This is a genomic window from Psychrobacter halodurans (assembly GCF_017498075.1).
GTDB classification, from domain to species: Bacteria; Pseudomonadota; Gammaproteobacteria; order Pseudomonadales; family Moraxellaceae; genus Psychrobacter; species Psychrobacter celer.
In genome coordinates, this window is record NZ_JAGBKN010000005.1 from 95434 (window position 1) to 107860 (window position 12427).

The 12427-nt window shown below is 46.7% G+C and carries 12 protein-coding genes; 8 read left to right on the forward strand and 4 right to left on the reverse strand.

The window, feature by feature from the left end; all coding sequences use genetic code 11:
* Positions 1-158: 158 nt before the first annotated feature.
* Entirely contained in the window at positions 159-1712 is a 1554-nt protein-coding gene (gene ilvA / locus J3491_RS03765; protein ID WP_207969266.1) for a threonine ammonia-lyase, biosynthetic, read from the reverse strand.
* A 212-nt stretch (positions 1713-1924) separates the two neighbouring features.
* Between ilvA and J3491_RS03770 the strand changes: the two genes are divergently transcribed.
* The 5 genes from J3491_RS03770 (at position 1925) to rpiA (ending at position 5681) form a co-directional block, all read left to right on the forward strand.
* A complete protein-coding gene (locus tag J3491_RS03770; protein ID WP_075100928.1) occupies positions 1925-2287 on the forward strand; it encodes an ArsR/SmtB family transcription factor in 363 nt (120 codons plus the stop codon).
* A 43-nt stretch (positions 2288-2330) separates the two neighbouring features.
* Positions 2331-2741 carry an arsenate reductase (glutaredoxin) gene (gene arsC, locus J3491_RS03775; RefSeq protein ID WP_207969267.1) on the forward strand — a complete coding sequence of 137 codons (411 nt, stop codon included), beginning with the start codon at positions 2331-2333 and terminating at the stop codon, positions 2739-2741.
* Positions 2725-3483 (forward strand): arsenical resistance protein ArsH, encoded by a 759-nt coding sequence (gene arsH / locus J3491_RS03780; protein ID WP_207969268.1) that lies wholly within the window; start codon positions 2725-2727, stop codon positions 3481-3483. Before arsC ends, arsH begins: the two co-directional genes overlap by 17 nt.
* A 65-nt stretch (positions 3484-3548) precedes the next feature.
* Positions 3549-4859 (forward strand): arsenic transporter, encoded by a 1311-nt coding sequence (locus J3491_RS03785; protein WP_207969269.1) that lies wholly within the window; start codon positions 3549-3551, stop codon positions 4857-4859.
* A 162-nt stretch (positions 4860-5021) separates the two neighbouring features.
* Positions 5022-5681: a ribose-5-phosphate isomerase RpiA gene (rpiA, locus tag J3491_RS03790; protein ID WP_075100924.1), complete on the forward strand. Its 660-nt coding sequence runs from the start codon at positions 5022-5024 to the stop codon at positions 5679-5681.
* Between the two features lie 202 nt (positions 5682-5883).
* Here the strand turns inward: rpiA and argF are convergent, their stop codons facing one another.
* The 3 genes from argF to dnaB all read right to left on the reverse strand — a co-directional run bounded on the left by argF (position 5884) and on the right by dnaB (position 9780).
* Positions 5884-6807: an ornithine carbamoyltransferase gene (gene argF, locus J3491_RS03795; RefSeq protein WP_100749686.1), complete on the reverse strand. Its 924-nt coding sequence runs from the start codon at positions 6805-6807 to the stop codon at positions 5884-5886.
* 271 nt (positions 6808-7078) lie between these two features.
* The gene (alr, locus tag J3491_RS03800) at positions 7079-8188 is read right to left on the reverse strand and encodes an alanine racemase (RefSeq protein WP_207969270.1); all 1110 of its coding nucleotides are present in this window, start codon (positions 8186-8188) and stop codon (positions 7079-7081) included.
* Positions 8189-8376: 188 nt separating this feature from the next.
* A complete protein-coding gene (gene dnaB / locus J3491_RS03805) occupies positions 8377-9780 on the reverse strand; it encodes a replicative DNA helicase (RefSeq protein WP_075100921.1) in 1404 nt (467 codons plus the stop codon).
* Between the two features lie 358 nt (positions 9781-10138).
* On the opposite strand from dnaB, the gene pdxA reads away from it, so the two are divergent.
* From pdxA to J3491_RS11980, 3 genes are all read left to right on the forward strand, one after another.
* The gene (gene pdxA / locus J3491_RS03810) at positions 10139-11209 is read left to right on the forward strand and encodes a 4-hydroxythreonine-4-phosphate dehydrogenase PdxA (RefSeq protein ID WP_207969271.1); all 1071 of its coding nucleotides are present in this window, start codon (positions 10139-10141) and stop codon (positions 11207-11209) included.
* Positions 11210-11370: 161 nt separating this feature from the next.
* Complete coding sequence (locus tag J3491_RS11975) at positions 11371-11634, forward strand: metallophosphoesterase family protein (protein WP_243456093.1); 264 nt, start codon at positions 11371-11373, stop codon at positions 11632-11634.
* A gap of 69 nt (positions 11635-11703) precedes the next feature.
* Complete coding sequence (locus J3491_RS11980) at positions 11704-12174, forward strand: metallophosphoesterase family protein (RefSeq protein ID WP_243456095.1); 471 nt, start codon at positions 11704-11706, stop codon at positions 12172-12174.
* The last annotated feature ends 253 nt before the right edge of the window (positions 12175-12427 follow it).

A 12427-nucleotide genomic window follows, 5' to 3' on the forward strand; every position in this document is an offset into this window, starting at 1 on the left:
ATAAAGGATACCATCAGCAGATCATAGCACAGTACAGGATAAAAAACGGCTTGCCTTAATAAAGACAAGCCGTTGAGAGTTATACTGTGCCAAAAACTATCGATCGTCTAAGCTGTGTAAACTAAGCTAGGTGGGCAATGGTGATTGACACATCTTGCTTATTTTAAAAACAACTGATAGGCGATATTATCATTAATCATAGTGCACTCGTAGCCGATATCTAGCAGGGCGTCTTGCAGTTGACGCGAGTTACTCATCGAGGCTTGTAGGCCGACCAACACACGCCCCTCAGCCGCGCCATGATTGCGATAATGGAACAAGGTGATATTAAAATCATCGCCAAGCTTTTCTAAGAAAGTCAGCAATGCGCCAGGACGCTCTGGAAAGACCACTTTTAGTAGTTGTTCGTTTTCGACATGGGCATGGCCACCGATGAGGTGGCGGATGTGCGATTTAGCGATGTCATCGTCGGTCAAATCGTGAGCGGTATAGCCATCATCTGCCAGCTGTTTGCTGATGGTGTGTCGCTCTTTTTCGCCTTCTTTTAGCGCGATACCGACGAAGATTGAAGCAGGCTCCATCGAGTCTGGCGATTTTTGACTATCGGCGCGGTAGTTAAACTCGGTAATGTTACGTCCATGTAGGCTACGGCAGAAGTTTAAGAAAGCGCCCGTTTGCTCAGGAATGGTCACACCAAAGATGGCTTCTTTTTTCTCGCCGATTTCGGTGCGCTCAGCGATATAACGCAGGCGGTCAAAGTTCATGTTGGCACCGCAGATGATGCCGACGCAGTTTTTGCCTTGTAAATCATGCGCTTTGATGTATTTTTTCATACCAGCGACCGACAGGGCACCCGCGGGCTCAACGATACTACGGTTTTCTTCAAAGATATCTTTGACCGCTGCGCAGACTTCATCGTTAGTACAAGTCACGACTTCTGGCTCGACGATAGGCCCGGAGCCATCGCTTTTTTGTGTGCGTACCACATCAAAGGGCAGCTCACCGATTTGCGCCACCGCTACGCCATCGACAAACAGACCGACTTGCTCAAGCTTAACACGCTCATTGGCTTCTAAAGCAGCTTTGAGTGATGCCGATTGTTCCGCTTCTACAGCGATGACTTTAACGTGCGGTGCGACCTCTCCCAAAAACGCGGCGACTCCTGAGATGAGTCCGCCACCGCCAACGGCGACAAACACATAATCCATGTTGCGCCACTGCTGGGTGAGCTCAAGCCCGATGGTGCCTTGTCCCGCGATCACCAGCTCATCATCATAAGGCGGGATAAAGGTCAGGCCTTCAGTCTCGGCGCGATTGATCGCGTAGCGGTTGGCCTCATCGAAGCTGTCGCCATGCAAGTCGACATTGCCCCCAAGTGCTCTCACCGCATCGACTTTAATGTCTGGCGTAGTGGTGGGCATGACGATGATGTTGTTAAGATTAAGTGTTCTCGCAGAGTAAGCAACACCTTGCGCATGGTTGCCTGCTGAGGCACAAATGACGCCGCGTGCTTTTTGCTCATCAGATAGCTGGCTAATGCGATTGTAAGCGCCGCGCAATTTAAAGGATTTGACCGGTTGCAGGTCTTCGCGTTTAAAACGAATGTCATTAGCAAAACGTTGGGTCAGCTTGGGAGCTGCTTCTAGTGGCGTTTGAATAGCAACGTCATAGACGGTGGCTTGCAAGATGGCACGTACCCAATGTGATAGCATAATGACCCCTAAAAATTGTCGATAAAAAGTATAGATAACAATAAAAACGAAATAGATTAGCCTATGCTGATTTTACCTATCTTGCAAGACACAATTGCAGTTTTTATAGCGGTTTTACTGTCTTGATGGTTTTTGAGTAAAAAACAGTCTTCTTATAAGATAATGAATTCATAAGTATTGCATTATTTTTATATGTCTGTATTATTGGACATATGGAAATAACTAATGCTATTACAAGCTTCGCTGCGCTCTCTCAAGACACGCGTCTAAAAGCCTTTAAACTACTGGTCAGTCAAGAGCCTGACGGCCTGCCTGCAGGTGAAATAGCCCGTCAGCTATCTGTGCCGCATAACACCATGTCCGCGCATTTAGCCGTGCTGGCACGAGCAGGGTGGGTGGTGTCAAAACGCCAAAGTCGGCAGATAATCTATCGCGCCTCGTTGTCGCATATGGAGGCGGTCGTGCAGTTTTTGTTGCAAGACTGCTGCGCAGGACATCCAGAATTGTGTGCTTCGCTCATAGACAGCTTAAGTGGCTGTGAGACTGCCAAATCTGATAAAAAAGACAGTCTGTAAAGCACACCCTAATAACTAGATTCAAAAAATAGGTGATATCGCTATGAAACCATTAATTTTTCATAATCCAAACTGCGGTACCTCTCGCAATACGCTTGCCATCATAAAGGCATCAGGTGAGCAGCCAGAAGTGGTGGAGTATCTAAAAAACCCGCCGAGCCGTGACGAGCTGGTTGCGCTATTGGCAAAGATGAATATCTTGCCAAGAGAGCTGTTACGCAGCAAAGAAGCCATCAATGATGAGCTGAGCTTAGACAATCCTGAGTTGTCTGATGACCATATTGTCGATGCAATGATGGCCCATCCTATCTTAATCAATCGTCCTATCGTGGTCACGGATAAGGGCGCAGCCTTATGCCGACCATCAGAGCGGGTGTTTGAATTGTTAGAAAACCCAGTGAGCAGCTTTACAAAAGAAGACGGCGAGACGATTTATCATGACAACAGCCAATAAAAATCAACCTCAAGCAGAGGGTTCATTAAAGTTAGATGACCTGCCCAATATTGATGCCAGTCAACTACAACCGATCGATATTGAGTCATTGGTTGCGCCAACTGACCCACGTCATCCGCCTAAGATACTGGTGTTATATGGGTCGTTACGTGAGCGCTCATTTTCTCGGCTAGCGGCTGAGGAAGCGAGCCGACTACTACGTTGGTACGGCTGCGAGGTGCGGATGTTTAATCCATCAGGGTTGCCGCTGCCAGATGATGCTGATAGCGATCATCCAAAGGTTCAAGAGCTGCGCGAGCTGGCGCAGTGGTCAGAAGGCATGCTGTGGGTGAGTCCAGAACGTCACGGCAGCATCACCAGCATTATGAAAGCACAAATCGATTGGATTCCGCTTGCACTGGGCGGCGTACGCCCAACCCAAGGCAAAACCTTAGCAGTAATGCAAGTCAGTGGTGGCAGTCAAAGCTTTAATACTGTCAATCAGCTGCGTATTCTGGGGCGCTGGATGCGGATGATTACTATCCCCAATCAATCCTCGATTCCTAAGGCGTTTTTAGAATTTAACGATGACAATCGCATGGATATGTCGCCTTTATATCTGCGCCTTGTCGATGTCTGTGAGGAGCTCGTGAAGTTTACGTGGTTGACTCGTGGACGTTCAGCCTATCTGACCGATAGATACTCTGAGCGGGTGGAAAGTGCCGAAGAGCTATCACAGCGTGTCAATCAAAAGTCGATTTAGGCTGTTATAAATTCAATCGGTTAAACCAATACGGTTAACAAAGCCAGATTAAATAAGGTTGCTCCATGCTCGCATTCATTATCTTTATCGTGACTTTGGTTTTAGTGATATGGCAGCCTAAAGGTTTGGGCATTGGTTGGAGCGCGCTGGGCGGGGCCTTGATCGCTTTGGCTTTTGGCGTGGTGCAATTGTCCGATGTCGCTGTGGTATGGGATATCGTTTGGGATGCGACCTTTACCTTTGTGGCACTGATTATTATCTCGCTTATCTTGGATAAGGCAGGGTTTTTTGGTTGGGCGGCGCTCCATGTGGCGAGACTTGGCAATGGGCAAGGGCGCTTGTTATTTCCCATGATTGTTATACTGGGCGCGTTTATCTCCGCGTTTTTTGCCAATGATGGCGCTGCATTACTCCTGACACCGATCGTCATCGCCATCTTGCTACGGCTTAAGTTTTCGCCGCCATCGGCATTGGCTTTTATCATCGCCACGGGCTTTATCGCTGATACTGCAAGTTTGCCGTTAGTGACTTCTAATCTGGTCAATATCGTCAGCGCCAATTATTTTGATATCGGCTTTGGGCGTTATGCGGCGGTTATGGTGCCCGTCAACATCGTCTCTGTCATCGCGACATTAGCAGTGCTATGGATGGTCTACGCCCGCCAAATCCCAAAACACTATTCTATTGACAATCTTAGCGCACCAGAGTCTGCTATCGAAGATCCGCTGGTGTTTAAAGCCGCTTTTCCGCTATTAGCATTGTTGTTGGTTGCGTATTTTGCCACCGAGTCACTAGGTGTGCCTATTTCCTTGGTCACTGGAGCAGCGGCATTGGTATTAATGGCCATCGCTGGGCGCTGGTGGCAAGGCGGGCGAGATGCCGTTGTTTCGGTGCCTGATGTCGTACGCAACGCGCCTTGGCAAATCGTCTTGTTTTCAATCGGTATGTACTTGGTGGTGTATGGCTTGGGTAACGCAGGACTGACGGCTTATGGTGCTCAAATACTCAACTGGTTAGGGCAGCAGGGCAATATTATCGCGACAGTAGGGACGGGGTTTCTTTCAGCGATTGTGGCTTCTATTATGAATAATATGCCATCGACCTTGGTAGGTGCGTTGGCTATCGATAGCGCGCAAGTACCGGCTGCCACTCGCGAGCTGATGGTTTATGCCAATGTCATTGGCAATGATTTGGGGCCGAAGTTTACGCCCATTGGCAGTCTTGCGACCTTGTTATGGCTGCATGTCTTAGCAGAAAAAGATTATAAAATCAGCTGGGGGCAGTATATGAAAATCGGGCTGCTTATCACGCCCCCAGTGTTACTAGCTACGCTGTTGGCTTTGGTGGTTTGGTTGCCTCATGTCTCTGGACTTTAAAAGTCATTTATATTGGTTATCAATTACGGCAGGAATACCTCATTATTAGAATTGGTTTTACGCTGACATATATCGAAGTCATCGGTTATAATAGCCGCGCATTTTACCTTTCTTAACTTTTAATTTTTTAAGACGAAACGTTTGTTCTGCCAAGGATTTATGATGAGTGATCAGCAAGCACAAAAGCAAGCCGCAGCCAAAGCTGCTCTAAGTTATATCGAAGATGACATGATACTTGGCGTAGGGACGGGCAGTACGGTGAACTGTCTGATTGAGCTATTGCCGCAGGTCAAGCTTGCTGGCGCGGTGGCCAGCTCACAAGTAACAGAAGACAAATTGCGTGCTTTGGGTATCGAGATTGTCGATCTAAACTTTGCAGGCCAGCTTGATGTCTATATTGATGGTGCTGATGAAGTTAATGCTCATCTGCAACTGATTAAAGGCGGCGGCGGGGCGCTGACGCGTGAAAAAATCGTCGCTGCAGCGTCTAATAAGTTCGTCTGTATGGTCGATGAGAGCAAACGCGTCGATATACTAGGCCGGTCGTTTCCTGTGCCGATCGAAGTCTTGCCGCAAGCGCGCTCCTATGTGGCGCGTCAGCTAGCACAAATGGGCGGTGAGCCAGTCTACCGTGAGGATTTTGTCACTGATTATGGCAATGTCATTCTCGATACTTATGATTTAGATGTCAGCAATCCTATTGCGCTTGAAAAAGAGCTGAATAATATTGTCGGCGTGGTCTGTAATGGTATCTTTGCCGCCAATCAAGCCGATGTTTTGCTAAAGGCGAGTAGTAATGGAGTTGAAACGATAACGCGTTAATAAGCGTCATTATTTATCGTTAAACTTTTAACGCTTGAAACTAAGAACTTGAAACTAAGAACTTGAAACTAAGAACTTGAAACTAAGAACTTGAAACTAAGAACTTGGAACTAAGAAAAGGCAGACTACTATAAGTAATCTGCCTTTTTTGCTATCTGTTTTAAAAAAAGATTGGCTTTTAAACGACTCGATTATCGATCAGCTAAACCGATAGTTTAATCTTATCCTTGAGCAAAAACTCCATCAGGGCCTTTTGCGCATGTAAGCGGTTTTCGGCTTCGTCCCAGACCACGGAGCGTGGATCATCGAGCATGTCGTGAGAGATTTCTTCGCCGCGGTGCGCAGGCAAGCAGTGCATAAACACCACGTCAGGGTCGGCTTTATCAAGCAATGAGGGCGTCACTTGATAGGGTGCAAAACGGCGCGCGCGTGTATTTTGCTCAGACTCTTGACCCATACTGGCCCACACGTCAGTGACGATAAGGTGCGAGTCTTTTGCTGCGTCTTGTACATCCTCGACCAAACTCACGCAATGCGAGAAGCGTTTCATTAGCTCGGTATCAGGCTCAAAGCCATAAGGCGCGGCCACGCGCAGCTCAAAGCCAAATTGATTGGCCGCTTGCATGTAGGAGGCGCACATATTGTTGCCATCGCCAACCCAAGTGACGATTTTATTTTTGATACTGCCACGATGCTCATAGAAGGTTTGCATGTCGGCGAGCAATTGGCAAGGGTGGAATTCATCGGTAAGGGCATTGATAATCGGAACACTAGAGTACTCAGCAAAGGTCTCGACTTTTTCGTGACCAAAGGTGCGAATCATAATGATATCGACCATGCTTGAGATGACGCGGGCTGAGTCCTCTAAAGGCTCACCGCGGCCCAGCTGGGTATCATTGGGTGATAAAAAGATGGCGCTACCGCCAAATTGCCCCATACCGGTCTCAAACGAGATACGCGTACGGGTAGAGGATTTTTCAAAAATCATGCCCAGCGTACGGCCAACAAAAGGCTGATAGACCTCGCCTGCATGTTGCATCTTACGTAATTCGCTTGCGCGTTTGATAAGGGTTTCTAGTTCTTGTTGGGTTAAATCAGATAAAGTCAAAAAATGGCGCAAACTCATAGTAGTCCTAGCAGTCAATCGCAGTCAGTGAAACGTTATCAGTCTTGTGCAGCAGCGCTCAACGCGCACACTGGGGTGACAACAAACTTTTAGTATAGCGCAATTAGGCCCAATGTAAACGGCCAATTTTCTCAAGTCAGCACCCTTTTATATGGTTGTGGTATTACTTGCTATAGACGCCCGATACCATCTGTGTGCGTAGACTGGCTAATGACATAAAACCCTTTGCCAGTCAGGATGCCAAACCTGTCAGTGATTCAAGTTTAGGTATTTAGTGAGCGGCTATACGGGCTGGGCGCGTGCTCAGGCGACATAATAGCTCATAGCTGATCGTCCCAGCGTGGCTTGCGACTTCATCGACGTGCGGTGCCTCACCCCATAAGATGACTTTGCTGTTTAAGGCGGTGTCTGCTGGCATCGCGCTGGCATCGATAACGATCATATCCATGGCCACGCGTCCAAGTACGGCACAGCGATAGCGCTGCTGATCTGCGGCATTGATGACGGTCACATAGGCGTCAGTGCTGATGACGCGAGGGTAGCCGTCACCGTAGCCGATACTGACGAGGGCGGTTTTGGTATCGTGCGGTGCTGACCATAAGCTGCCATAGCCGATGGCATCATTAGCGCTGACTGTCTGCAAGGCGATGATTTGGGCGCAAAACTCCATTGCAGGCTGCAAGTCTAACGTAGCTGCACTTTGATCGACGACCGGTGAGCTGCCATATAAAATAATACCAGGGCGTACCCAGTCATGATGATGTTCTGCAAAATTGACGATACCTGCTGAGTTGCACAACGAGCCTTTTACCTCTTGGCTGACCGTTTCTTTCAAGATTTGCAGCATGTCGTTAAAGCGCTGAATTTGTAGCGCATTTAGCGGGTGGCTGCTGTCATCGGCATTGGCAAAATGGGTGGTCAAAATCAGCTGATAGCCGGCTGCATGTAGCTGCGCCGCCGCATCGATAACGCCTTTGGCATCAAATCCTAAGCGATTCATACCGGTATTGTATTTTAGCCAAACCACGCGCGTGGCACTGCTGGCAGGTGGGATGTTGTCTAGCGCCCACATCAGCTGCGGCTCATGATGAATCACGCAGCTGATATCTTGGGCAATGGCGGTCTGCCATTCATCAGCGGTAAAGGCGCCTTCAATGAGTCCAATGGTTTTATGCCAGCCCAACTGCCGCGCCTCTAGAGCCTCTGCCAAAGTAGCCACGCCGATGCCATCAGCCTGCTGCAGGGCGGGCAGTACCGCAGCCACGCCATGACCATAGGCATTGGACTTGACCATGGCGAGTACTTTAGCACTTGGGGCCAGTTTTTTTACTTGGTATAAGTTATGAGTGAGGGCTTTTGGTTTGATAGTAATGGTACGCATAATGGGCTTCTTTATTGGCAACGTGATTTGATAAATCAACTTGTTTTATGAGCAAATACATCGAATAAAAAGGGGGTGAAGTAATAAAGCCAATGCGATATCAATGGCGCTGATACCGCACTGGCTAGGGTTCGGTTCGTGATGATTTGTTTGGGTTTTATTCAATGTTCAATCGTGAGCGTTTGGGGTTATTCATCATTTTCAAAACTGACACCTTGATAGTACTCAGGCGTTAGGTTGATAAAGCGGGTAAACTGGCCTTCAAAGCCCAAACGTACGGTACCAATGGGCCCGTTACGCTGTTTACCAATGATGATTTCGGCCACGCCTTTGAGGTCTGAGTTTTCATTATAAACCTCATCGCGATAGATGAACATAATCAAATCGGCATCCTGCTCAATTGCCCCTGATTCGCGCAAATCCGACATAATAGGGCGTTTGTTTGGGCGGTTTTCCAGACTACGGTTAAGCTGTGATAAGGCGATGACCGGACACTCAAGCTCACGTGCGAGCGCCTTTAGACTACGAGAGATCTCAGAGATTTCGCCCACACGGTTGCCATCGAGGCTCGGGACTTTCATCAGCTGTAGATAATCGACCACGATAGCGCCTAGCTTGCCATCATGGTTTTTGGCGATGCGCCGGCAGCGTGAGCGCATCTCAGAGGGCGGTAGCGCCGTACTGTCATCGATGTACAGATGCTTTGATTGTAGATGCTGAATGGCGTTCATCATCTTCGCCCATTCGTCTTCGTTCATCTGGCCTGAGCGCAGGTGCGTTTGGTTGATCGCCCCCCAAGAGGATAGCAGACGCATGACGATAGACTCAGCGGGCATCTCCATAGAAAACACCACCACTGGCAGGTCTTCATTAAACAATACACCTTCTGCTAAGTTCATGGCAAAGGTCGTTTTACCCATAGATGGACGGGCGGCGACGATGATTAAGTCGCCAGATTGCAGGCCTTGCGTTTTATTGTTTAACTCTGCAAAGGGTGTTTGTAAGCCAATCATGCCATCGGGGTTGGATTTTAGTTCTTGAATTTGGTCGATGACATTGGTCAGCACCGAGGTAATACCGACAGGCCCACGCTGCTCGGCGCGTTTATTATGCTGCTCATTGATGCTAAATATCTTACTTTCGACATTGTCTAAAATATCACTGACCGTTTGGTCTTTTGGATTATATGCCAGCGCCAGCATATCGTTACCAGTGGTAATCAGCTGGCGTAAGGTGGAGAGCTCACGTACGCGCTGCGCATAGGCGGTGAGGTTAAATAGGGTCGCTGGGCTTTGACTCAAAATATCTGCCAAATAGCTGTCGCCGCCGGCACTTTTTAGGAGTTTTTGTGCCTCTAGCCAGTCATGGACCATCACAGTGTCATAAGGCTCGCCAACGGCAGCTAAATGGGCAATCGCATCAAAAATGTATTGATGCCGACCCGCATAAAAATCGTCTTTGGTGACGATATCGGCAATCTTGTCATACGCCTCTTCAATACTCATCAAAGAGGCCAGTAGCGCCTTTTCGATATCGATATTATGCGGCGGTGTCTGATTGAGTAAGTCGTCGGATTTGTCGTTGTCTGCCATGAGTGCCTAATGTGTCAAAAGTCGGTATAAATATGCTATAAAAAAGGTATAGATGGGTATGTGGTAAGGTTTTCATTTTAGTAATAGTGCAGCAAAACGACGCAACAAAACAAAGGCGACGCACGGTTATGCTCGAGGTACCAAACGTGGTCTCAATGCTTGCTAGTAAATGCTACAATGAAAGGCGAAAGTTTAACACATTCTGCCCTTTTTTCGGACGTTATAAGTAATTATCTATAAAAACACCGTCTTTGATGAGCGAGAATGTTTAAGATTAAACTTAACGAGGAAATCTGGTTTTTCTAATAAAAATATAATTAAATCAAAATTTTAATATCACTACAGGATGGCTTTCACTATGCAAAAAAAATTGCCGCTATTAATCACTACCGGTGAACCTGCTGGTATCGGTATGGATATCGTGCTGATGCTGGCAGCTGAGGGTAAGCTACAAGACTTTGCGCGTCCTATATGGGTCACTGCCGATCATACCGCGCTACAAAAGCGTGCTGATATGTTGCTGGCAGCGGGCGTACTACGAAGCTGTCCGCGCTGGCAAACTGTCGATTTAGGCATAGCAGCTGATAACTTTTTAGAGCAGATGCATATGAGTACTCATGATGGCAATGCGTTTATTTTGTTAAATACGCCTTGTGCTCAATCCGTCGTTTGTGGACAAATTAATACGCGCAACTCAGCCATGGTCGCCCAGCAATTAGAGATTGCCCATCAGTTGGCTACCTACAAAGCCATTGCGGCCATTATCACAGGACCATTACAAAAGTCAGCACTGATCGATGCCGATATCAGACTGCCAGATGGTACCATGTTCAGCGGTCATACTGAGTTTTTTATGCAGCAAAGTGGCTGCGATAAAGTGGTGATGATGCTTGCCAATCAAGCCATGAAAGTGGCGCTCGTCACCACGCATTTGGCCTTAAAGGACATCCCTGCTGCCATCACCACTAATAATGTGCGGCAAACAGTACAAATCGTCATCGATGATATGCAAGAAAAATTTGGTCTGATGCATCCACGAATTTTGGTCTGCGGTCTAAACCCACATGCAGGTGAGGGCGGGCATTTGGGAGTAGAGGAGATAGAGATTATCAATCCCGTATTGCGTGAGTTTATCGCTGCAGGGGTTAATATCTCTGAGGCGATGCCAGCTGATACGCTGTTTACCCCCAGACACTTGGCAAACTGCGATGCGGTCATCGCCATGTATCACGATCAAGGCCTACCAGTGCTCAAATCACATGGATTTGGCGATACAGTCAATCTTACCTTGGGGCTGCCTTATATACGCACGTCAGTGGATCATGGCACGGCGTTAGACCTAGCAGGGAGTGGGGGTGCCAGTGCTACCAGTCTGTATCAAGCATTAAATATGGCTAATGAGATGGCTGAGAAGTCACTTACTCATTGATATACCTGTCATTTGATATCAAACAAGATCTAATATAGGTGGTTCTACTATATTCAGTCTGTTTTCAGTGGTCTGTTAATAGGGGTGAAGGTTAAATTAGCTGCTTCCCTTGGGGTATACTTGAATATTTTTAAAAAAACCTTTTAAAGGAAATAATTGTAATGTCGTATTCCAAAGGTGCTAAGCCGACAATTACTATAGCTGCCATTTCAGATATACACAGTAATGTTTTCGCTCTCGAAGCTGTACTAAGAGATATTAAACAAAGAAATGTTAATCAAATTGTTAACCTTGGGGATATTCTATATGGTCCAATTGCGCCTAAAGCCACTTATGAATTATTGATGAAACATCAAAAAGATATTATTACTATTCGTGGCAACCAAGATAGGCAGATTTATGAAGCTACGATGACGTTGTGTTAATAATGGGGTATTTACAACCCAACTCTACAGTTTATTGTAGAAGACTTGCCCAATGAGGCTATTCAATGGATGAAGGCTTTGCCTTTCGACTATGAATTAGATGGAGATGTTTATCTATGCCACGGCTCACCAACTGATGACATGGTATATCTGTTAGAAAATGTAGAAACTGGTCAGCCAATAGTTCGTAGCGATTCAGATATTTTGAGCATACTTAACGATATTGATAAGCCTATTATCATATGCGGTCATACTCACACCCCGCGTATGGTAAAGTTATCGACAGGTCAAATTGTAATCAATACTGGGAGTGTGGGCTACCCTGCCTATGCTGATGATTTGCCTGTTGTCCACAAAATGCAAAACTACTCTCCTGATGCAAGCTATGCTCTTGTACAAGGTACTGAAACAGAACAAGGGAAACAGTGGAAAGTTGAACATATCAAAGTCCCTTATAATTTTGAAGCGGCAGCGAAACTGGCTTTAAAAAACAATCGCAAAGATTGGGAGTTTGCATTAAAAACTGGACGAGCTTTGTAAGTATGGTAAATTAAAAATAATCTCGAAATATCAGCTATATGTTCACTCACAAATACACTAGAACTATCTCCATAAACCAAACCATTGCTACCATTAGCCCACAGCCAAAAGTTCAATTTCTCACTAGAAAACCATATATAACCAAGAATATACCAAATGGTTTAAGAACAAAAAAAAGCAATGTGTCGGTTGTGCTAAGGTAGAGGTAGTTTGCTAATAAAACATCGCAAAAAGACAGTGCTATTATCATCTA